Source organism: Baaleninema simplex PCC 7105, from assembly GCF_000332355.1.
Taxonomy (GTDB): domain Bacteria; phylum Cyanobacteriota; class Cyanobacteriia; order Cyanobacteriales; family Geitlerinemataceae; genus Baaleninema; species Baaleninema simplex.
In genome coordinates, this window is the sequence record NZ_KB235962.1 from 351094 (window position 1) to 375509 (window position 24416).

Annotated in this window: 11 protein-coding genes and 2 pseudogenes; 5 read left to right on the top strand and 8 right to left on the bottom strand. The window is 54.0% G+C overall.

Annotated features, from left to right (window positions below; translation table 11 throughout):
- The 5 genes and pseudogenes from GEI7105_RS40185 to GEI7105_RS32745 form a co-directional block, all read left to right on the top strand.
- A pseudogene (locus tag GEI7105_RS40185) lies at positions 1-397 on the top strand (IS1 family transposase); the annotation flags it as partial.
- A gap of 24 nt (positions 398-421) precedes the next feature.
- Positions 422-972 (top strand): annotated as a pseudogene (locus GEI7105_RS0126895) (RNA-guided endonuclease InsQ/TnpB family protein); the annotation flags it as partial.
- Positions 973-1170: 198 nt separating this feature from the next.
- Positions 1171-3432: a carotenoid oxygenase family protein gene (locus GEI7105_RS0126905; protein WP_083862587.1), complete on the top strand. Its 2262-nt coding sequence runs from the start codon at positions 1171-1173 to the stop codon at positions 3430-3432.
- A 14-nt stretch (positions 3433-3446) separates the two neighbouring features.
- The gene (locus GEI7105_RS0126910; protein ID WP_017663461.1) at positions 3447-5726 is read left to right on the top strand and encodes a carotenoid oxygenase family protein; all 2280 of its coding nucleotides are present in this window, start codon (positions 3447-3449) and stop codon (positions 5724-5726) included.
- A 2-nt stretch (positions 5727-5728) separates the two neighbouring features.
- Positions 5729-8509: a beta strand repeat-containing protein gene (locus GEI7105_RS32745; protein WP_017663462.1), complete on the top strand. Its 2781-nt coding sequence runs from the start codon at positions 5729-5731 to the stop codon at positions 8507-8509.
- Here GEI7105_RS32745 and GEI7105_RS0126920 read toward each other — a convergent pair.
- From GEI7105_RS0126920 to hpsA, 8 genes are all read right to left on the bottom strand, one after another.
- Positions 8506-9813, bottom strand: coding sequence for a GTP-binding protein (locus GEI7105_RS0126920; protein ID WP_017663463.1), 1308 nt, complete (start codon positions 9811-9813; stop codon positions 8506-8508). The two genes, GEI7105_RS32745 and GEI7105_RS0126920, sit on opposite strands and share 4 nt — an antisense overlap.
- Positions 9814-9888: 75 nt before the next feature.
- Complete coding sequence (locus GEI7105_RS0126925; protein ID WP_017663464.1) at positions 9889-12003, bottom strand: PAS domain S-box protein; 2115 nt, start codon at positions 12001-12003, stop codon at positions 9889-9891.
- 1152 nt (positions 12004-13155) lie between these two features.
- Complete coding sequence (groL, locus tag GEI7105_RS0126930) at positions 13156-14838, bottom strand: chaperonin GroEL (RefSeq protein WP_017663465.1); 1683 nt, start codon at positions 14836-14838, stop codon at positions 13156-13158.
- 257 nt (positions 14839-15095) lie between these two features.
- The gene (locus GEI7105_RS0126935; RefSeq protein ID WP_017663466.1) at positions 15096-16103 is read right to left on the bottom strand and encodes a glycosyltransferase family 2 protein; all 1008 of its coding nucleotides are present in this window, start codon (positions 16101-16103) and stop codon (positions 15096-15098) included.
- A 79-nt stretch (positions 16104-16182) separates the two neighbouring features.
- The gene (locus GEI7105_RS34065; RefSeq protein WP_017663467.1) at positions 16183-16758 is read right to left on the bottom strand and encodes a pilus assembly FimT family protein; all 576 of its coding nucleotides are present in this window, start codon (positions 16756-16758) and stop codon (positions 16183-16185) included.
- Positions 16759-16798: 40 nt separating this feature from the next.
- Positions 16799-17875: a PilW family protein gene (locus GEI7105_RS0126945; protein ID WP_017663468.1), complete on the bottom strand. Its 1077-nt coding sequence runs from the start codon at positions 17873-17875 to the stop codon at positions 16799-16801.
- Between the two features lie 52 nt (positions 17876-17927).
- Entirely contained in the window at positions 17928-18644 is a 717-nt protein-coding gene (locus GEI7105_RS34070) for a type IV pilus modification PilV family protein (protein WP_017663469.1), read from the bottom strand.
- A 99-nt stretch (positions 18645-18743) separates the two neighbouring features.
- Positions 18744-23915 (bottom strand): hormogonium polysaccharide biosynthesis protein HpsA, encoded by a 5172-nt coding sequence (hpsA, locus tag GEI7105_RS0126955; RefSeq protein WP_144054069.1) that lies wholly within the window; start codon positions 23913-23915, stop codon positions 18744-18746.
- Positions 23916-24416: the final 501 nt, after the last annotated feature.

Below are 24416 nucleotides of genomic sequence, written 5' to 3' on the forward strand. Positions count from 1 at the left end.
TGGTCATTTGTAAAAAACAAGAAAGCAAAAATTTGGATTTGGCTAGCTATCGATCGAAAAACACGAGAAGTGGTGGGCTTCGCTTTTGGAGATAGAAGCCGAAATATGGCTCAAAAGCTTTAGGATTCTTTGCTTACTGTTTATCGACAATGTGCAATTTATTACACAGATTTTTAGGCAGCTTATGAAAAAGTATTTCCCTCAAAAAGACTTAAGCAAGTTGGCAAAGAAACTGGAGAGACTTCTCATATTGAGAGATTCAATAACACGCTTCATCAACGAATTTCTCGACTGGTTCGTAAAACTTTATCTTTTTCAAAAAAATTTAGAAAATCACATCGGGGCGATTTTGACTTTTCTTCATCATTATAATGAATGCATACAAGTCCAGTTTTGATATCACTACGTTTTGGTCACTACCCAGAAGAAAATTGCGAGAGTCCATCAACGGATTGCCGATACGCGAAAAGACTGGCATTTCAAGTTTGCTCATCACCTCTGCGACGGCGCAGGGATGATTTTTGTAGAAGATCTCATCCCCCCGTTGCCCCCCGAAGTTCGGGGGGTTGGGGGGATAGGAATGCTGGGCAAGCACACCCTAGATGCTGGATTGGGACAATTTGTGAATCAGATCCTTCCCTGGGTGTGCTGGAAGCGCGATGTGTATTACGGCAAAGTTGATGCCCGTGGCACTTCTCAGGAGTGTCCGGATTGTGGGGCAGAGGTTCGCAAAGATCTCTCAACCAGGATTCATCACTGCCACAACTGCGGGTCAACAAAGCCCCGTGATTAGCGAGCGGACAAGTCATCTGTAGCCGTGGGCAACGGCAAATCGAAACTGCCTGTGGAGGGGATGCGGCGGGGACTGAGGTTACTCAGTCTAGCTGGCACCTGTTGAAGCAGGAAATCTTTGGGGCGACCCAGGGAATCTCCCTGCATACCCGGAACGGGTTGCTGGGAGAGGATGTCAACAATCGAGACAACCGATTCAGACTCGAGCCATGCAGCTTCCCCCGTACCGCCGAAATCTCTCGAACTTACCAGGGATATTGCCCCTTTTTGTTGAAATTTCAGTGCTTTAACAATATCTTTCGGACAATTTCTCTCGTAGAAGCCGACAATCTCCACGTCCTCCCCTACAATGGGTGCATCGATCCAGACTTCCGACCCATGATGAATACCTCCTCGTCTCCGCCGGGTTTTCCCAAGGCGATCCTGTCTGTCAGCCGAGAGGAACGCTACGGTGGCAACGGTACGCCCGAACCGCTGTCGCTTACCGTTCGAGATGGAACCACGGGGGAGGCGATCGCTCTGCCCGACGACCTGCGCGGACACCTGTTCGTCATTGCGATCGTGGGTTCGGTAGACTCTCCCCCCCTGTACGGCGATCGCCGCGATCCCGTTTTACCCTCGCTTGATAGATATTCGCCACTGATTAACGGCGATGGTATGGTGTATCGTCTCGACTTCCACGAAACCCCCGATCTCGAAACCCCTGACGGCTCGATTCAAAAAGACGGGGGGGCTTGGCTGGCGTCCCGTCTCGTGGCGACCCCCAGCTACTGGATCGATCGCGCCTTAACCCTGTATCCCGATAAATATCCCCATCTCCACCAATATTGGAAATTCCAAACTTGCGGAGTCGCACGCCTGTCTCCTGGTTGGGGATCGCGCAACCAAAACAATACAGCACTTATCCCCTTCAAGTTTGGAACGTCAGACAGTCAGCTTCTCGTCACGGCGGATATCGGTCGTCCGTGGGAAATCGACCTGCGATCGCTAAAATTGTTAGCGCCCATCGGACAAAACAGTCAATGGCAGCCAGCAATGTCGATGGAACAATGGGAGTATATACCGTTTCCCCCCGTAATGACCTCGGCACACTCGGTTTTCGATGCCACTGAATCAGCCTTCTACACGGTTAACATCGTTAAATCCCCTGATAGCTTACTGGAGTTTTCTCTGTGGTTGACTTACAGACTTCGGGAACTTAAAACGATCCTTAAAGACCTTATCACCGATCTGGTTGAAGCTTTAGATGACATCGTTAACTTCGTTCTAATTCACCTCCTCAAGAGCAGCAACGATAACCTCTTTCTCGTGGGTTGGAAAGGTGGCAAAACGTTACAGCGTTGGCACGTCACCCTTCCCGACGGAAAACCTATCCGAATTCTGGAAACGTCACATCAGATGGGGATTACCGAGAACTATATCATCCTAGCCAACACTAGCCTAAAACTGTGTATCGATGACTTTACGCCCGAAATCGAACCGATGCAATCCACCGAAGCTGCCTGGCGCGAGATTTCACGCTTTCCACAAAGCGATCGCGCCGACCTTTACTTCATATCACGCAAAGACTTAGAGCGATCGCACACTGTAACCGCTCGTCACGTCGTTCTCGACGAAGCCCTCGTTCACTACGTCGTCGATTACCAAAACGCTGGCGATGAGGGGCAGTACGTTTTGCTACACACCGCTCACGGGAACGCCTGGGATACCGCCGAATTCGTCCACTGGATCGATCGCCCCATTTCCAATCCCGATGCTACCTTTGAGGATAAAATTCGCGGTATGGTTTCGGTTTCGACGGATATCAACCACCTGGTCAGTTACGTTATCGACGCCGAGAACGGAACCGTCGTTCGGCGTAGCGATGTTAGCTACGATGATTTAGAGTTATCCGAATATCCCTGGTCGATCGCCTTTTACGCCTTTCGTGAAAAAACGAACCACCAACAGCCCGATCGCTTCGAGAACCTATATTGGAACAGTTGGGGATTGTGGGGCGATCTGCTGACGGAGTTTGTATGTCAGATGTATCGAGATTACGAACCGCGATTTGTACCGATCGATCGCACGATCGAACAAGCCAAAACCGCCGGAATTCCCGGTCAACTGTGCCGCGTCGAGATCGAGCGCCGCAACGTCGCCGGAGAGCCACCCCAACTTCAAGTGGCGATCGCCGATCGGGTGCAGTTTCCCCCAGGATACTTCTGCACCTCCGCTCAATTCGTTCCCCGCGAGGGATCGACCGACTCCAGCGACGGCTATCTCGTTTGCATTGCCATCCGTGGCAATCGGCTCGACTCCAAGGACTCCGACGATGCCGACTGGTCGAGTAACAGCGAAATTTGGATTTTCGATGCCACCGATCTCAACCGCGACGGCGGACAGCCCCGCTACAAACTCAGCCACCCCGAGCTGAACTTTGGGTTTACCGCACATACGACCTGGTTGAGACATCTCTCCTCTGGCAACATACGACCCTACGACGTTCGCGGCGATTTCCACCCCTGGCTCGCTCGTCTCGACCGCAACTGGCTCGCTCAGCTACTCCAAGGGATCGATCGTCTGTCAGGCATCGATACCGATAGCGAAACCGAACTGCGATCGCTATTTGAGAACGACGTTTTCCCCCACTTCGAGTAACGCCTCACTCCACAATGACTCACGCAAAACGTTTTCCAAAAGCCGTTCTTTCAACCTCTCGCGCGGAATTTTACGACGCACCGCTCGAACTCAGTATTTACGACGCCGACGGCAATCCCGCCTCGATTCCAGAAGACTTACAAGGTCACGTCTTCATTATCGGCCCGGTGGGATCGGTCGATTCCATCTGCCTCGACGACGATCCCACTGTCGTTTTGCCGTCTGGTGACGGTTGGACTCCCCTCATTAACGGGGACGGTATGGTGTATCGCCTTGACTTCCACCGCACGACAACGACCCACGAAACCGGGAAAGCCTGGCTCGCCACTCGACTGGTCAAACCCCCGTCGTTTTATGCCGACGAACTCACCCGTTCGCCAAACTCCCCCTATCGCGCTTTACGATTTGAGAACTTGGGGGTGTCGCGATTTTCCCTGACGTTGGGACTGTGTCACCAACTGAATACCGCTTTCGTCCCGGTGCGCTTTCCCGGAGACGATTGCCAACGCCTCGTCGTCACCCACGATGCCAGCCGTCCCTACGAACTCGACCCGCGATCTCTGAAAATACTCGCCCCGATCGGCAAAACTCGACAGTGGCATCCTCTCAACCGTCGTTCCCTACCCTCTGTCTTTCGTCCCGTCATGGGTTCGGCGCATCCCACCTTCGACCCGAACACGGGAGAATTTTTTACTGCCAATATCCAGAAGTCGCTATCAACGATGCTGTACGCTCCCCGTCTGTTTCCGCAGATGCAACCCACTCCAGCAGGTGGCGAGGAAGACGACCTATTTCAGCAGTGGGTCGCTCGACCGGTGCAGTCGCTTTGGGAAAGATGGCAGAGTTCCCAGCGGGAGGTTCCTATCGTCGATGACGATGGGTTGTATTTGATGCGGTGGACGGGAAACAATACTGTCGAATCGTGGAAACTGGTTTTAGAAGACGGAAGCCCAGCTAAAATTCGCCAATCTTGCCATCAAATGGGCGTCACGCGCCGCTATGTTGTTTTAGTCGATACTGCCTTTAAATTAGCTCTAGAAAACATACTGCCGAATTCCCTGCCCGAGTTCGCTCGACAATTCTGGGAAAGTCTCGATCGCACCCCCGCTGCATCGCTCGGTCAGATGATAAAGGAGTACAGCGAGACCTGGATTGCAGGGTTGCGCGAACGTTTGACCTATCCTCAGTCCCCCAATACCGATGTCTACCTCGTCGAACGAGACCAGTTACGGCAGGTTCCCTCGGGAGAAACCATCGTGGCTCGAAAAGTGACGGTGGACGGGGCGTTTACCCACTACCTGACAGACTACGACGACAGCGACGGCGCGATCGTACTGCACGCTGGGATGAATTACAGTACCGATCCGGCAGAATTCACCCACCGTCAAGATCGTTCGATCTTTAACGATCCCGAACTGAACGAGGCGTTAAAATCGCTACCAGGCATGATGGCCGGTGGACTCGATATTAACGCTCCCGCTGCGATCGCCATCGATCTCGAAACTCGAACGATTCGTAAGTGCGAGTTAAACTTGAACGATTCGATCTCACAAACGTTTTATATTGGGCTGTATGCCTTTTGCGATGAGTCCCCCAGCAAACGGATCGAAGAGATCTATTGGACGGGAGGTGGGGCTTGGACGGAGCTAATGACCGATTTAGCCTGTGGTTTGTACGCGAACGATCCAGCACGACGAATGGCAACTGAAGAGGTTTTAGAGTGCGTTCGCTCCGAGCAGTACGCTCCCGTCGTTCTTTCTCGGTTTCGGATCGATCGTGCGAAACTATTCGATCCGAGCGTCTCTTCTCACGACGTGATGACTGTGGCGGATTCCTATAAGTTCGAGCCGAAATACTATCCCAACTCTCCTCAGTTCGTGCCGCGTCCGAACGCGAGCTGCACGAGCGACGGCTATATTGTTTGTAACGTCATTTATTCCGATCGACTGCGATCTCAAAATAACGACACGGCATCCCAAAACAAATCAGATAACAGTGAACTCTGGGTGTTCGATGCGGGGGATTTGCGCAAGGGACCTCTTTTGAAACTCAGTCATCCCCATCTGAATTTTGGATTGACGATTCATACTACTTGGCTTAAACGTTTGCCCGACACCAATTTAACTCGTCCGGATTACAACATCGCTGAAGATTTTGATGAGTTAGTCTCTCAGGTTACGGATGCCTATTCTAGTAATCTTTTATTCTGGTTTCTGACACAAGGAAAAGGAACCCAGATCGCCCAGAAGATTCGAGATTTATTGGATGAAATTTACCAACAATTTAACGGTTAAACATGAAAGTCAATATCGCGATCGGAGTGTTGTTTTCAATCCTCTGGCTTGGCCAACGCGCGGCTCCTGTCTCAGCGCAGATCGTACCTGATGCGACACTTCCAGAGCGTTCGACTGTAACCGTCAACAGCAATCGCGTAGACATTCACGGCGGAACTCGTAGAGGAGATAATTTATATCATAGTTTCGACCGTTTTTCTGTATTAGAAAATACAGAAGCGATTTTTAATAACGCGATCGACGTCCGAAATATTATTACTCGCGTCACGGGAAACGAAGCGTCCGCGATCGACGGCGTGTTGTCTGCCAACGGCACTGCCAATTTATATTTACTCAATCCCAACGGCATCGTCTTCGGAGAAAACGCTCGCCTCGACGTGGGCGGGTCGTTTTTTGCCAGCACGGGGGACAGTTGGACGTTTGGAGACGGTCGTGAATTTAGTGCCACCGATCCGACGAGTTCTCCCTTACTGAGCGTCAACGTGCCAGTGGGCGTACAATTGGGGCGGAATCCCGGCGCGATCGCCAACCGCTCCCGCGCCACGGATGCCAACGGTGCGATCGCTGGGTTGCAAGTTCCCACTGGCGAAATCCTAAGCCTGATGGGGGGCGATATTCGTCTCGACGGAGGCGTCCTCACCGCATCCTACGGTCGCGTTAACCTCATTGCCTTAAGGGATACCTTACAAGCGATTTCACCCGCGATGGAAGCGATCGCGATTCCCTCAAATTCCGGCATCATCGAGTTAACCAACACTGCCTCCCTCGAAACCAGTGGCGAAGGAGGGGGAGCTGTTCGTCTCGTCGGTGGCGACGTGCGCCTTTCCAACGCAACGATTGTCGCCAATACATTGGGCAGCCTCGACGGAGGGGGAATTGCGATCGACACCCACACCCTCACCCTAGACAACGGCGCGTTAATCGTCTCCGCCACCTTGGGAACAGGGGCTAGCAATGCGATCGACATCCGAGCATCGGAGTCCGTCTCACTCGTCGGACGAGGATTTCAACCCTTTCAAGCCGTGTTTGTCGGCGAAGCGTTAGAAGGTCGGTTAACCTTGGAGGATTGGCAAAACGGCATCTTCACAGGAACAACGGGAGCGGGAAACGCCGGAAATATTCACATTTCAACCTCTAATTTTCAAGCTGTTGCGGGGCAAATCGTAGCCACACAAGTATTTGACAGCGGGTCGGGCGGAGATATCTCGATCGAAGCGTCCGAATCGGTCGAACTGATCGGATCTGCCCTATCGAGCGCTACGCTCAGTTCGGGCAATGCGGGCAACTTAACCATCGACACCGGAGAACTCATCGTTCGCGACGGCGCGTTTATTTCTGCCAGTACCATTGGAACGGGAGCTGGCGCTGACGTCACGGTTCGCGCCACCGAATCGGTCGAGGTCTTCGACGTTCCCCCCGACGCGATTTTAGCCACCAGTATCGTGTCCGTTAGCTTTGCCAATACCGGCCTGGCGGGAGACGTTACCATCGACACTCAGCGTCTCAGCCTGCGGAACGGGGGCGTTATCGACACCTCCAGCGGCAATCCCGTGTTTCCCGTCGGCGGTGCGGCGGGCAATCTAACCGTTCGTGCGTCGGAATCGGTGGAAGTTGTCGGACGCGGTAGAACCGTTTTCGGCGGCGCTCTAAGCTTGCTTGGCAGTCGCACGTTCAGTCTCGCTCCAGCCGGTCGGTTGACGGTAGAAACAGAGCGGTTGAGCCTGCGCGACGGCGGACAGGTCGCGGCGTTAACGGCTGGTGCGGGGGATGGCGGACAGCTAACGGTACGGGCGACGGAATCGGTCGATGTGGTGGGGTTTGCCATCGGCGACGGCGGTGCGACGTTTCCGAGTCGTATTTCGTCGGGATCGACACCGTTGCCGGAGTTTGCCGCGTTGGGTCTGGCGGGTCGAGCCGGGCAGTTAACGATCGCAACGGAACGGTTGAACCTGCGCGACAGCGGACAGGTGACGGTGACGAGCTTAGGAGCGGGGGACGCCGGACAGCTCGCGATCGCGGCCGATCGCGTTTGGCTCGACGACGGAGCGTCCCTCAGTGCGTCCACGCTGTCGGGCTTGGGAGGCAATATTGAAATTCGCTCGGACGACCTGCGCTTGCGCCGCACGAGTCAAGTGGCGACGAATGCCGGAAACGCCAACGGCGGCAATATCGTTATCGAGACGGAAACTTTGACGGCCTTAGAAAACAGCGACATTACGGCAAACGCGGAAACGGGACGGGGCGGACGGGTCGAAATTTCAGCCCGAGCGATTTTCGGCACGCAGTTTCGAGCGCGACTCACTCCTAAAAGCGATATTACGGCAACCTCGGAGTTAGGGCCGGAATTTAGCGGTGTGGTGGAGATTCAAAATCCCGATATCGAGACGAACTCGGGGTTAGTAGAACTGACGAGCGACCCCGTCGATGTTTCGGGACTCGTCAGCGATCGCTGTGCGGCGTTGCGAGCGGGAAGTCGCTTCGTCGTGTTGGGACGGGGCGGTCTTCCTCCCAATCCGCTTCGTCCCCTCCAGCCGACGCGCTTGTGGCGTCACCCCGATTCTCTTCCTTTACAAACCGAGACGGCAGACCAACAGAGTAATGCCGCTGGCGATCGCCCGATCGCGCCGAGTCGGGAACCCCTCATCGAGGCCACGGGTTGGCAGCGAGGAGACAACGGCGAAGTCGTTCTCGTGGCAGAGACGGCGGCACGCAATCTCGAACGATTGCCACAAGTTCGATGGGGGGGATGCAGCACTCGGACGAGAGCGCAGCAAGAGCCTTAAAGACGAAGGCGAGCCAGCAAACTGTCGCGATCGACGCGATCGAGAATTTCGCGAATCACCGTGTCCGCTCCGGCCGGTCCCCAAGTTCCTCCCCGTTCCAAATAGGTTTTTGCCGCCTGTCCGACGGTGTGAGTCCCCACGCCAGCGATGGCAGCTTGGGCGACGGCCGACCCCGCATAACCGGCGAATCCGACCGATTTACCCAAACCGAACGCGGCATTGCTGAGGGTTTCGCCCAACAGTAACCCCCCAGCCCCCAAGAGAATCGTTTTGAGGAGTTTTCCCGCCTCGTAATTGGTCATGGGCAGGTCGTAGAGATGCGCCAGCGATCGCACCAAAATTAAATCCGCCAGACTTCCCCCGAGAACGTCGAGGACGAAGACGGGGTTGAGGGCGACGGCAGCAGCTTTGTAGCGGGTAAACTTCCAAATCAGCTCGTCGGCGTCGCGATCGCGCAGTTCGACGAGGGTTTTCACCATTTCGAGTTCGGCGTCTCGCGCCTGAACCAATGCGTTGAGGGCTAGCAGCGATCGCCCTTCTCGCGCCAAAAGGGTTAACAATTTTTCTTTCAACTCTTTCACGTCCGGCGGCGGTGTTTCCCAGACCTCCTCGACTCGACCGTCGGGGCGTTCGTGGCGCACGCGTAGGGGTTTGGGGTCGGCAGCCACCCGCACGATTTCGTCGGGACGCAGGGGGACGCCTTGACGGTTGCCCAAACTGCGAAGCTGTTCGTACACCGCCTCGCGATCGCAGTTCGGGTACAAATCGGTTTTATTAAATACCAAGAGGGCCGGTTTTCGGGTTTGCCATAAATCGCACAGGGCGTCGTATTCCGTACGCGTCACGTCTCCAGCGACGACGAATAAGATCGCATCGGCTTGTCGGGCGACCTCCCGCGCCAGATCGGAACGGGTTCCGCCATCGATTTCGTCCAATCCCGGCGTATCGATCAGTTCCACTTGCAAGTCGGACGAACGGCGATCGGTCGGGGAAAGCCAGAGAACCGATCGCGGCCATTGAGTAACGCCGTTGAGCGGTCCGGTGGGGAGCAGATTTTGACCCAACAAGGCGTTAAGAACGGCGGATTTGCCCCGACTGACCGCGCCGAAGGCAGCGATACGCAGGATTTGACGGTCGAGTTTGTCGAGATTGGCTCGCACGACGTCGCGTCGATCGTGAAAGTATCGTTCGAGTTGGGTGTTGCGATCGGTCGGCCGCGAACGGGGCGGCTGGGTATATCGAGCCAGAGTCTTTGTCAGGCTGGCACGAGCGCGATGAAAATCGAAATCTTGGGAGTCTCGCACGGTCGATGAGGTCGTCAGAGCGATCGGTGAAGGACGGGTTTCAGCAGGGGACGAACGGCAGCGTCGGGTCGACGGTTAAGGCGATCGCTCTTCAAATTCTTCCGGCTCGAAGGTCTCCGACTCGGAAGACTCCGCCGTGGCGCGATCGCCCTCAGAGGACGCCTCTGGGTCGGTGTCCTCTCCAGACCACGCCTCGACCTCGAGATCGGATAAATCGGGCAATCCCAGCAATTCGCCGCTGAGAACGGGTTCCTCGCTCCACCCCCAAGCATCTTCGTCGTCGTCTTCAAAGTCGTCTGGCATCTCTTCGGAGGCGTTATCTGTATCGGCATTTCCCTCGAAATCCTCCAGACTGACGTTGGCGAATTCGGGCAATCCCAGTAATTCCGCCGTTTCTTCGAGGAGCGGCGCGTCGTCTCCCAACAGGGTACTATTTTCTGAGGCGCGATCGCCGGCCGAACTGTCTCGAGAGAAGGTATTGGCGGGTAAATCGACCACGAACGTCGAACCGACTCCCGGCTCGCTTTCGACGCTAATATCGCCCCCCATCATCTGACAGAAGCGACGGCTGATGGCCAGTCCCAGCCCCGTTCCGCCATATTTTTTCGTCGTGGATTGGTCGGCTTGGGTAAAGGGTTGAAAGATGCTTTGAATTTGTTCGGGGGTCATGCCGATTCCCGTATCGCTGACGCGAAAGCAAATCCATCCCGGTTCCTCGGCGGCGACGGGTTCGTCGAAGGTATCCCGGTCTTCATCTTCGGCGATGGCGCTAAAGGGCGACTCTTGGCGGTTGACCGTCAACCAAATGGTGCCGCGATCGGTGAATTTGGCGGCGTTGCTGAGGAGGTTTAACAAGACCTGTTTGACTTTTGTGCGATCGGCGTGCATTTTCCCCAGGTTGAGACTGCACTCGACTCGCAGCGTATTCGTATTTTTTTCGACCAAGGGCTGCACGGTCGCCTCGAGTTCTTGTACCAGCGGCGCTACCTCGAAGGTGTCGGGAACGATATCCATTTTTCCGGCTTCGATTTTGGAGAAGTCGAGGATGTCTTGAATGATCGAGAGCAGATGGCGTCCGGCGGTGGTGATGCTTTTGAGATCGGAACTCATCTCCTCATCGTCAAGTTCCATGTCCTCGATTTCTTCTTGGAGGATTTCGCTGTAGCCGATGATGGCGTTGAGAGGGGTTCGCAGTTCGTGGCTCATGTTGGCCAGGAACGAACTTTTCGCTTGGTTGGCCGCTTCGGCGGCGAGGGTGGCTTGGTAGAGTTCCGCTTCGGCGCGTTTGCGTTCGGTAATGTCGCGAGCGAAGGTGCAGGTATATTCTTCGTCCTCGTACACCAGCGAGTTGATGGTAATTTCGACGGGGAAGACTTTTCCCGATTTGGTTCGGTGGCGAGATTCGAGGGTAAAGGAGCCGAATTCTTTAATTTGATCCCAGTAGTCGGGCCAGATTTCTGGCGGTAAGTCCGGGTTAATATCGTGAATGGTGAGCGATAACAGTTCGTCGCGGGTGTAACCCAAGGAGAGACAGGCGGCGTCGTTAACGTAGAAAATCTGTCCCGATCGCGCGAACCAAAACACGGCATCTCCGGCTTTGTTGATGGAGATTTGACTCATGGGAAGGGTGCTGTCGAGACGCTGTCGTTCGTCTCGTTCCCGTTTGAGTTCGACTTCAGCTCGCTCGAGCTTTTCGAGCAGTTCGCGTCGGGCCTGCCGAGCCTTCGAGATAAGTTGTTTGGGTTTGCTGATATCGTCGCAGGTTAAGATGAGTCCGCCGATGTTGCCTTGTTTGTCCGACCAAGGGCGGATCGTCCAACTGAGCGATCGGTACGACCCGTCGGTTGGCATAAAGTGGCGGTCTTGCCAGCGTTCGGTGCGACCTTGGAGACAGCGCTGGTGGATCGATCTCCACCGTCGGGCGCGATCGGGAAAGATTTCGTAGTGCGATCGCCCCTGTAGTGGCTTGTCGTCTAAGCCCATGAGCTTTCGCCACTGGCGACTCGCACATAAGTATTTCATGTGACAGTCGACCATCGCGATCGCGACGGGACTGTGTTCTAAAAATAGCTCGAACAACTCTCGATTTTCGGGGACGTACATGGCGTACTCGTGGCTAGGCTCGTGGAATACCACCAGATGCAGAACTTCCCGGCGTGCGATCGCCCGATCTTCAATATCCTCCCACAATCGACGGCTGGCGATCGTGCTTCGGGATACCTCGAGCGGTTCGACTCGCCGTTTGACTGCGTTAGGGTGGCAACTCTCTCTCTAGCCTGGGAACCTCGGAGATGCCCTTCCGCCTCGGACGTGCAGTCTGGCTCTCTCGATTGCAGCGAGCGATCGCGACTCTTGAGACCGGTGGGAGATCGGCCGCAACGGCAAGACAAAGGCATTGGTCCGAGAATCGCTCTCTCTTTGAGGAGACGCTCGAACCGACTCGGCTGTTTTCATCGGCTAGTGCCGTTCTATTCCGAGCATAGCCCAGTCTTACCTCGCCTCTGGTTGGACGACTGACTCCCCTAGCCATTTCTGGCGACCCTGGCAGATCCCTGTATTGCAAGGGGTCGAGATTGGATTGGCTCTCCCACTCCACTTCTCGAAATCGCCTCCCAAAAAACAGCAGTTGGAGTTTAGTGGGGCAGGGCTACCAGACAATGCTGGTAGGGGGTGTCTAGCCTGGTGACAGCGGGAGAATTTGCCCACCACGGCTACATCTCCATCCCAACTATTCAAATTATACCGGGCTACCTGCGATTGACGAGGAGCGTTAGGCAGAAGTGTAAGACGGCTTGCCCGACGTTCGGCTTCGATGCCGATTCTCGAGGGGGCGAACACCTCGCTCGTGTGACCGGGCTAAAGTTAGACGAATTCAAGGCCGCGATCGACGTGCGACTTGGTTATGCGGAATCCAGTTTTAAAAATTCTGTTTTGCAGCCTTCGTCGTAAATTCCCCGTACACCAGGACTTATACGGAATCAGAATCTCAATGCTTCGACTTCGCTCGCTTCGACTCCGCTCGGACTCAAACACTGGTTTTGCCCAACCTGACAAGTCCCTCTATCCCCCCAACCATCCCCCCAACCATCCCCCCAACCATCCCCCCTTTGAAAGGGGGGCGAAGGGGGGATAGGGGGCGAAGGGGGGATAGGGGGCTAAGGGGGGATGTGGTGAAGACTTCTTGAAACCTAGCTTATCGGAATCCGTATTAAATCGATTTTGGGCGATCTCGTTCAAATAATTAAGAGGTGAAGAACTCGAGTTCCTCACCTCTTATTGTAATCAGACTTGCCATCCGATTATCGCAAGCGGACGATGGGCGATCGCTTCTTGGCAGGCAACTTACATCATGCCGCCCATACCCATGCCGCCCATACCCATGCCGCCCATGCCGCCCATGCCGCCCATGCCGCCCATGCCAGCGTCGGCGTCAGCGGATTTCGGCTCGGGTTTCTCTACCACGAGGGCTTCCGTGGTCAGCACCATCGCGGCGATGGAACCGGCGTTTTGTAGGGCAGACCGCACGACTTTTGCCGGGTCGATAATGCCCGTCGCGATAGTATCTTCAAACTGGCCGGTGAGGGCGTTGTAGCCCACGTTAAAGTCGCTGTCGCGGACTTTTTCGACGATGACCGATCCTTCGACACCCGCGTTGTTCGCGATTTGCATCAGCGGGGCTTCGAGAGCTTTGGCGACGATATTTGCGCCGATCTGTTCTTCATCGCTCAAGCCAGTTTTGAAGTCTTCGACTTTCTTGGCTAAGTGAATCAGAGTCGTTCCACCTCCAGGAACGATACCTTCTTCGACGGCTGCTTTGGTGGCGTTGAGGGCGTCTTCGATGCGGAGTTTGCGGCTTCGCAGTTCGGTTTCGGTAGCAGCACCCACTTTGATGACGGCAACGCCACCGGCGAGTTTGGCAATGCGCTCTTGCAGTTTTTCAGAATCGTAGTCGGAATCGGTTCTTTCTAGTTCTTTACGCAGTTGCTCGATGCGTTTTTGAACGTCGGATTTGTTGCGGGGGTTGTCTTCTGAGAGAATCGTCGTCGTGTCTTTGGTCACGCTGACTTTCCGCGCCGTTCCCAACATCTCGGGGGTCAAGGCATCGAGGCTCAAACCGATATCTTCGGAGACGACTTGACCGCCGGTGAGAATGGCAATGTCTTGCAGCATCTGTTTGCGGCGATCGCCAAAGCCGGGGGCTTTGATCGCGGCGACGTTGAGGACGCCTCGGGTTTTGTTGACGACGAGGGTGGCCAGGGCTTCGCCTTCGACGTCTTCAGCGATGATGAGGAGGGGGGTGCCCTGTTGGGCGACTTTTTCGAGAACGGAGACGAGATCTTGAATTGCGCTGATTTTTTGGTCGGTGACGAGAATGTAAGCGTTCTCGAACTCGACGACTTGACGCTCGTTGTCGGTGACGAAGTAGGGGGAAATGTAGCCGCGATCGATCTGCATCCCTTCGACCACTTCTAGTTCGGTCGTTAAGGATTTCGACTCTTCTACGGTGATGACGCCGTCTTTGGTGACTTTGTCCATCGCCTGGGCGATCGTCTGTCCGACTTCTTCGTCGTTTCCGGCCGAGACGGTAGCCACTTGTTCGATCGCGTCACCTTCTACGGGTTTAGCCACGGCGGAAATTTCTTTGATGAGTTTCGCCACGGTTTTTTCGATGCCCCGCTTGACCGCCACGGGATTCGCTCCGGCGGCGATGTTTTTGAGACCTTCGCGAATCATCGCCTGGGCTAACACGGTAGCGGTCGTCGTTCCGTCTCCCGCGATATCTTTGGTTTGGGAGGCGACTTCGAGAATGAGTTTGGCTCCTGCGTTTTCCAGGGGATCTCCGAGTTCGATTTCTTTGGCGATCGTGATGCCGTCGTTTACGATATCCGGCGCGCCAAATTTTTTCTCGAGAACGACGTTTCGACCCTTCGGCCCGAGGGTAATTCGCACGGCATCGGCGAGGGCGTTGACTCCACGTTCGATCGAACGCCGTGACTCTTCATCGAAGGAAACGATTTTTGCCATGATTATGGGTAGTTGAGCGACTCCAACTACTCAACTTAGCACTCTGGGGTATCGAGTGCTAATTCGTGGAAACCGTACTTTTACAGTCGCCAGTCACCAGTCGCCAGTGAAGACAGGGGTAGGGTGCGTGTTTATCAGTGTAGAGTGCAGAGGGCAGAGTGTAGAGTAGAAATTCCTCTTTAACTCTTCACTCTTAACTCTTAACTCTTTCCTGAAAGAGGCGCACCGCCAATGTACACCACCCACTCATCTCATTATCACATCACCTCATCGCTACCGATGACTTCGCGAACGCGATAGATGGGTCGCTTTTGGGATTCGTGATAGGTTCGCATCACCAGTTCCCCGAGCAGTCCGAAGCTGAACAGTTGGATTCCCGCCAGAACGAGGAGAATGGCGAGGGTTAACAGGGGGCGATCGCCGATGTCTTGACCCAAGGCGAGTTTGAGAAAGGTTAAATACGCTCCCAACGCGATGCCTGCGACGGTGCAGGTAATTCCGAAAAAGCCGAAAACGTGCATCGGACGCGTTAAAAACTTCTTCATGAAGAAGACGGTCAACAAGTCCATGAGAACGCGGAAGGTTCGCCCTAAGCCGTATTTGCTTTTACCGTACTGGCGGGCGTGGTGAGACACGGGAATTTCGACGATACGCGCCCCTTCGATAAACGCTAACGCGGGAAGGAAACGGTGTAGTTCGCCGTAGAGGTTCAGGTCGGCGACGATTTCGGATCGGTAGGCTTTGAGAGAACAACCGTAGTCGTGCAGCGGAACGTCTGTGACGCGACCGATAATCCAGTTGGCGATTTTTGAGGGGAGGAGACGGGTGAGGGCGGCATCTTGTCGGTTTTTGCGCCAACCGCTGACGAGGTCGTAGCCTTCTTCGAGGGTAGTCAGTAGGCGGGGGATGTCGGCGGGGTCGTTTTGGAGGTCGCTATCCAGCGTCACGATAATCTGGCCGCGAGCGTGTCGGAATCCTGCGGCCATAGCGGCGGTTTGGCCGTAGTTGCGCCGAAAGATAACGGCTCTGAGGTCGTGGCGATCGCGAGCCAGTTGTTGGAGTAAGTCAGTCGAACCATCTGTGGAACCGTCGTCCACGAGGACGATTTCGTAAGATTTTGAGGTTTGCTCCATCGTCGCGGCGATCGCCGCCACCAGTTTGGGGACGCTCTCGACTTCGTTGTAAATCGGAGCGACGACCGATACTTCCGGAGCGTTCGAGACGATCTCGCGGTGTGACTCGATGGAAGAGGACAACTCACTCATCGGGGACGCTGAACCTGAAAAATGTCAGATTCATTGTAATACTCGATCGCGAATACTCGATCCGATTGATTGGCTGAACTTATTCGCACCCGTCATCGCGATCGATGCGGATCGTGCCTAAAATTGTCGCGACGACGACACAGCGTTTCGTCCCGTCGGGATTGTCTGTGGCCGCGAAGGTGATGCGGCCGAGGCGATCGTTGTCACCGCTTTGTTCGCTCAACCAATCGTCAGCGATAATGCCGCGATCTTGAAACTGCACGCAGAAATCTCCCGCCTTGCAGGTGCTAGAGACGAGATCGGTATAGCTTCTCTCAATAAAAACGCGATCGCTCGCTTCGGGAACCAGGGTTTGCCAAGCCTCCTCACTCGTTTCAACGGGGTGAGCGGCACCTTGAAGTTGACCGTCAACTTCGCGGAAACTGGCTTCCCAAGCGCGGTTTTCCGTGACCGCTCGCGATTGTGCGGTACGCATAATTTGCAGGGCGGCGTCGGTGGTGGAGTTAATCCGCTGGCGGTTGACGAAGGCCAGCCAGCCGGGGGCGGCGATCGCGGCGAGAATGCCAGCCATGACGATCACCACCAGCAGTTCGACGATGGTAAATCCGGCTCTGGGGTCGTGAGATATGGGGGTCGATCGCGATCGCGAATACATAAGACTTGGCTCTCCTGGGTCGATCGTCTGGGCTGACAGGCTATTGCAACAGTTGCTGAGAGGGTTTTTTATTGCGGACGCCTCGGTTGAGAACCTGGGTTTGAATTGCAGGCATAAAACCTTCGTTAGCGTTGCGAATTCCAGGTTTTCCGGCCGCATTACCTCGCAAGAATAAAATCACTTTCTGGTTGAAAGCGGTTTGCGATTCAGCCTCTCCTTCGCTTTGAGAGGAAGATTGCCGTGAAATTTCATCTCGTACGCATCCGTAAAAGTTTCTCATTCCGGAGAAACCCGATCCGTCTAAAGTTGCGTCGCTGGGTGTCAAAACATAGCTTTGAGGACATTCGACGCTCGCACCACCGGCATCGACCAGTTCGGGAATCTCGTTCATAGCGCGATCGTCGACAAAATCTACCAGGGGAACGGCTGGATTTTCCCGAAGAGAAGGCGATCCGTCCTGTAAATTGTTTCCGCCGTTATCGAGCGGCCAGGATTCAAAGGATGTATTTTGAGTAGGCTCGACGTAACCACTTATCGCGCCCCCACTACGGTTATATCTCGACAAGGTATAGCGTAAGATGCGAGCTTTCCCCGGCCAGGTCGGGTCGCCCGAGTCGTTCCGAGAAAGGTGATAGACGACGAGGGTGTAGGCTCGGCCAGCAATACAAGGTACTGGGTTGCCCCCGATCGTATAGTTAGCCAGATCGCCTCTATTGGTGCGACATCCATCCTTGACTGCTTCGGGAAGTTCTTCGAGTTTCCAAAACGCGAGAATCGGAACGCTGTTTTCAGGCGTGGGGATATAGTTGTTAGCAAACAAACCCGAGCAAACGTTTGCAGCTTGATTTTGCCGGGCTAAGCAGTCACCATCGTAGACGTAAACGGCTTCTCTCAAGTCCGTACTGATAAAGCTCAACGCCATGTTCATTTCCCGCTGAGTTTCCGTACGGGCTGTCTCGCGGGTTTCTGTCGAAATGAGTTCGACGACTAAGCTCATTAAACCCGTTACGATCAAACTTCCGATAATAATAGAAACTAAAAGTTCGGTGAGTGTAAATCCTTTTTTGCGTTCTTCAGATCGAACGAGTTTCAAATATTTAAAAAGTAAACTACGCACCTCGATACCTCCTCAGTGTTTGCATTTTTTGTTTGCGACTCACATTGCAAAATCATTCTAAAAATTCTTCGTATTTATCCAAGGAGGTTTGAACGTCACTTTGTGACAAGGTTGTATACATGACTGCCAAAGGATATTGAGTTTGTTGTCCTTCCCCTGTCGTCAATATCAACGACGCTTCTGTCGTATTCAAATTGCCGAGGTTGGCATTTTTATAGTACACTCTAACCCCCATATGAAAGACAGTTGGAACGTTTAAAGTTTCGTCTTCGCTATTTAATTCTGATGTAACTTGTTTAATGCGAAAACTTTGCACGAGAAAGTCAGCTTCACAGTCCCCATTAACATCGACGGGCAATGCTGTCTCTGCTGGAATCTGCGGCGCTCCATTTTTATCGTAGTCAGAACACTCGTAGTTCGTCGATTGAAGCTGTCCATATTCGTTAGACGGAGCGGCTACCGATCGCGCGTCGTCGCCCGACACTAACGCGGGTAAGCGATCGATATCCTCTTGTGAGGACAGTCCTTGTTCGATCAACACGCGAATCTGGTCGATTTGACCGTGAGCGAGCTGAACGGCCTGTTCGGCGCGTCGGTTTTGTACGCGAGTGGCGACGGCGAGAAAAATGGCAGGGGTAATCGAAACCGTAACGGCCGACACCACTAAAATCGCAACCAAACCTTCAACCAAGGTCAAACCTTTTTCAGAACCCTCGAGTTGTCGGTTAAGTTGTCGGTATTGCTGGAGTAGGGCGTAAAACGATTTCATGGTGGTTTCCTCTAGAGGGGAAGCTTGGGGACTTCCCCCAATGCCTAACAGTTCAATTGTCCGAGTTCGGAGGCGAAGGAGCTTCGGTGACGCACGACATTAAGAGCAGTCGCCGACGCGAGGATCCATTTGCTGGTTAGTTACAGGATTGGTCGCGCACCGCAAGTTGTTAATGTACGGATCGTTGACGGGAAGTTCTCGGTAATATTCGCTGCGAGTTCCTCCAACGCGAATCAGACGACTCGAGACCGGGCCGGGTCGCGTAAGCTGCAACGCAACGTCGTAACCCCAAAGACGGTTCGGGGCGGTGTAGAAGAAGTTCGGGGTGCTTCCCGTATCTCCTTCATCAGAAGGCGGTTCCCAACTATCTTGGTCGAACGGTGCCGTGGCAGAGGTGCTGAAGTTCAGTTGCAGGAACGAACCCGCGATGAACAAGTTTTTTCCGTCCCAGTTTTCAATAAAGCGCGGGAAGTTGTGCAACCCACCGTAAGATTGACCGCCCCGCGAAGGAATCAATCCAGCGATGAGAATTGCGTTAACGTGATGCTCTAGGCCAGTAGTTATCGGTTTTTGCTGGGAACGACCGTCTTGATAGTTATCGTTAAAGGTGAAGTAGTTCCCGTCGTACTCTCCATCGTCGTCTCCGCCTCGTAGGAGTTTGGGATTACCGTGATAGGAGATACGGATTGGGGAGAAGGGATCGGCTGGGTTTTCGCGCAACCAGTTTTTGTTCCCTCCGTTGGCTGGAGTCGTATCTGCGGAGTTGGACGGCCGGTTAGAGTTGAGGAACGAGGTAAAGTTCTGGCGAGGCGTTTGAACGCAGCCGTAAACTTCTTCGAGGCGGCCTAACTGACTTCGATTTTCGTTTTGGAGGGCGGTGGTTAATGCCGTACCGGGATTGATGCTGCTCTGGGATTGGGGGACGACGAGGAACATATCCTCGAGGCTGCCATCACAGAAGTTATCGGACAGGACGGAGAATCCATCGACGAGGAATTCGCTATAGCGCCAACTGTCTTGGTCGGGATCGGCAAACTTCGGATCTCGAGTGGTTCGTCGGTCGTAAAAATCTCGTTCCTCCCAATCGTTGCCTTTGTCGGACAGCGTATAGGTAAACTCTTCGATAGGATCGTCGCAACTGTCGCTCCCTGGAGATTTGTGGCAGTTGAAATCTCCTTGGACGTAAGCGGTGTTGTCGGAAATCAGCGTGAGACCGAATTCAGTAAAGCCCCCCAGTTTCGGGTGAGAGATATCTTTTCCGTTAATCATCCGAAATCCATAGGGACGGCGATCGGGGTCGGGAATAAAATCAACGGGTTTGGGACTGACGCCGTTGTTGGGGTTGACGGGGGCATCTTGAGGGACGAGAACATCGGACACGCAACCCGAACCGACGTCGTCGAAGGTGTCGCAGGTCGAACCTCCCGCCGGACGAGCGACCCCGTCTTCGCGCAGGGCATCTTCGCGGAAGGCATAGACGATACCGCCGTCTATGGGTTCGTCGAGATCGTCGTTTCCTCCTGCTAGCCAGGTATCGCCGCCAATGGTTCCGTTAACCTGAGCGGAGTTGTTGTTGGCGAGAAGTTCGCCGTCGAGGTTGAGGACGCGGGTGGGTAACATCTCGCGCCCGTCGAAGAGGGCGGTATCTTTGAAGCCGACGCGATAGTAGGCATCGTTGACGCCATCGTAGACGAGGCTGAAATGCTGACAGTTCGGATTGGGGTTGTCAGCGTCTGCGTCGTTGTTACAGGTGCTACCAGGGTTGGACTCGACGACGTAAGGTAACGTCCAATCTGCGATCGGACGGGGTTTGAGGGCGATCGCAGCTAGACCCTCTGCATCGATCGCTTGGTACGTGACTCCCCCGTTCTCTGTCTGAGCGTAGGGATCCTTAATGTAGAGAATCTCGTCTTTAAACTCTTCATCAGTCGTCCCGTTGTTATTGAGGTCGTTACCCAAGTCCATGATGCCCCGATTGGGTTTAGTCGCAAAGTCGTTGGGATCGGTTCCGTCGCTTTCGACGAGATCGCTTTCAATAGTCGGTTGAACGTCGGGACTGCCATCTCCGTTAAGATCGACGGCTTGGGAATGTCCGTGATCGTCGAGGGGGAAAACGTAATACAGTGCTGGGAATTTAGGCGTTGCAGGACAGAGGGTGTTGGCAAGGGTTAAAAACCGACCTTCTTCAGCCGCAGTGGTGGGCGCTCCTAAGCCAAAGTAATTGTTTCCTGTCGTACTATCGGTATAGTCGCAACCGATGCTGATGGCATCGATCGAGGAGTCTTCTGTATCGCCATCCTCGTTAAAATCGACCGAGTTGTTTTCGTTGTAATCCCATTGTTCGTTTTGATTGATATCGAAACCAACGGGTAAGCCGTTAGGATCTTCAAAGTTACAGTTGCTATCGGGCGATGCTAAGTCACACAGCGGGTTTTCGTTGAACTCGAATTGAATCGTGTATTGATGGTTGGACGAACCCGTCGGCGACGGACGGAAACCGTGTTTGCGATCGCGTTGAACTTGTTCTTTGAGAAAAATCAAACGAGCGAGTTCGATTTCTCCATCAGAAGCGCCGGTATACTCAAGTCCCTTAATATAGGCTTCTGGGCTAGGGGTCATCCGCACGACCGCTTCGCCGTCGTCGTTGAAGATGATGACTGTTGGGATCTCTTCAGTCGCTCCACCGTTGCCGTTAAAATCTTCCGAGATAACCCGTCCGTCCTCGTACTGGTCGATCGTCACGGAGTTCCCGCTATCGTTAACATAGCTGTTTGAAAAGGTGACGGAATTTTCAACGTTACCGCCACTGCGATTTAAGTCCTCGGTGGGATAAAACGCAATTTCGCCATTATCGTCGTCGATAATGCCATCTTGTAGTAATGCCAATTTATCAACTAGAGAATCTCCTACGGGAGAAGTTAACAGCGCCGTGTTTTGTGTGTAGTCCAACGCATCGAGATAGCTGATGTTGTAGGCCAGCGCCCCCAGAGTGAAACTGGCGGTATGTTGGTTCGACCAATCGGCAAAACTCTCGAGATCTTCAACTTGAAGGGTTTGTCGAAGGTTCGAGAAGTTACCCCACTGCGTCAAGGTCGGGTTGGGATGAATCCCGTTCGTGTCTTGCAAGGGGGGAAACGCACCGTCTCTATCCCCGCTGAAGTTTGCCAGGTTGTCCAACGCATCTTGCAAGTCCTCTTGATTCAGATCGAAGTTATCGATATTGAGTTCCCAGCCGTTGGTGCCACGACCGGTTAAGAAATCGAGAAGGTATTCGTCGGTGTCGTTGCCAAAGGTCGGGCCGAATAAGGTTTGGTAGTTGCTTTTCACTCCGAACGAGGTTTGGGGCGGCGCAAAGATCGCGCCGCGCTTGAGGGTTTCGCCGGTTCCGGGGTGAACGGTACTGACAATAGCAGCTACGGGAGCATCGCTAGCATCGTTCGTTCCAGCGGCGTGGTGATAAATTGCTGTGGTTTGGACGGCGGCCAAGTTATCGCGCCAGGCTCGACGTTGTAGGGATTCGTGTTCGCGATTTGAAGTGAGTTTGTCTTCTCCACTGTTGGCTTTAATCGCGTCAGCATCGGTAATTCCCGAGGAGGGGTCGTTACCGAGTTCGAGGCGTTGTCCGACGATGACGCGCATTCCTTCGCGCCAAGCCCGTCGTTCCCAATATCCGTCGAGTCCGAGATCTTTCGGGTCTTCATCGAGGCCGACTGTTAAACGCGTGAGTTGGTCTTGGTTGGTAATCGGATCGCCGTTTTTGACACCTAATCTCGTCAGTTGGAAGCGATCGATCCCGGCGTAACCCGGTTTCGGACCGAAGCGATCGTCAGCTCGATAGAAGTCGTCAACGTAGGGACGAGTGGCCGCTTGGTTGTAAATTCGCTGGTAGTTGTCGGGACCGAAGACGTTACTGTCGCTGTCCCATGTGCTATCGCGGGAAATATTGCCGCGATGCTCGGATTTGTCTTCTGTAAACAGCTTGACGGGATCGAGCGCGATGTCTGAAGGATTTCCTGTCCGAACGGAGTCGTTATCGGAGGTCATCGTCACCAGATCGGCAGGTTCGTAAATGGGATCGCTCGACTCGTAAAGGTGGAAAATCGCCCCACCTTCTTCGGCGTCCGAGGTCAAACGTCCGATGACCATTTGACCTTGGAACCCATCGTCATCGCCCGAGACTTCGATGGTAATTTCTGAGGTGGTCGATCCGGCTAAGTACAAGCAAGATTTGGGAGAGCTGACGAGATAGGCTTGAAATCGATCGTCTCGGCGAGGGTGTCCGACGAACAAGCTACCGTCGGTGTGCATGGCTCCGTTCCATTTGAAGTCTGCACCGGGGAAGGCTTCGAGGTCGTTGCGGAACCATGCTCCCCATTTGTTCCCGCGATCGGCTTCTCGTTCTTGTTGGACTTCTAGGGTAGTGACGGTTCCGTCTTCGTTATCGGATATGACGAAGGCGTCGATTTGGAAATTTTTTCTCAGAATTGCCGTACTGACGGGGTCGCGCAACCAGCCGTTTTCAATTCGACTGAAGCCGTCTTCAGAGGTACATCCGGGGGCGGCTTCTCCTGAAACGGGTCCCTGGCGCACTTGGAGGTTTCGCGCGCGATCGTCGAGAGTTCCGGGGGTTTGGTCGGCTAAGGCTTTGACACCCCCTTCATTTTGGTTAGGAATGTCCCAGATAATCGAGTAGGCAACTGAGAGGTCGGGAACGCCGTTTCCGTCTGTATCGTCTGGGTTTCCGTCTCCGTCGTTGTCTACACCGTAAGCCCAGGCGTTGGCGCTCTGTCCGTTGAGTTCGAGGCGCGTTTCGCCAGGTAGAGTGTAGGGATCGTCCGAAACGTCTTCTTCTTCACCTTCGGGAACGGCTTCTTCGTTCAGCATGATGCGCGTTAGCAACTCTTCTGCTGGAACCCCGGCCGGAAGCCGAGGGTCGTTTTTAAACATATATTCGAGTTTGGCTTTCGCGCGATCGATCGCTGGCGTCGCCGCGTTGTAAATGACGCGTTCCCGTCGTTCGAGCATCACCTGTTGGGTGCGGTTGACGGTTCTCAGCAAAATAGCACCGACCACGAGCGCCATGACGAGCAGTAGCATGATCGCTGTAGGAAGCACGAATCCCGAAGGGTTTAGGCGTCTGTGGCGGCGGCGTCGGGAAAACAGCGGTTCTAAGAAGTTACGACGCAAAAACTGGGCGAATGCGGCATAGGCCCGTTTGAGCGTGTTTCTCAACCAACGCTTCAACATAGCGATCGGGGGGTATTTAGCCATAGGTCTCGGGCTGACTCGGCAGATGCTAGGGTGACACGAACCCAGACGAAACGAACGATGCAACCTGAAAGAAGATTCTCCGGGGGGTCAGGACGAAGATCGACCTCCCGACTCTGTCGTGCGGGAGACTATCTCAGTGTTAGCGCATTCTGACACGGAGCGACAATATCGAAAATTTACTGACTCTCTGTCTTAGCTTACCCATCTTGTCTCTGAGATCGATCGGGGTTTCTACGAATTTTTCTGTATTCTTTTGCGTAGTGGTTTCGAGAGGGTTTCGGCTGGCGGTTCTAGTGCATCGAGACGAGGCGATCGCACGTGAGGTTCCCTTTTTCTTTCTAGGGTTTGCTGAAAAAGTTATCAAAAGCTGGGGGTGGAAAATGAACAAGAAGCCGTCTTACTCAAGGTATAAATCTGAATTGACTTAACTCGTCCACTTTATAAGTTACAATAATATTTCTCGACAAAATTATGAAGTTTGGGAAAAATTGACACAAAAAA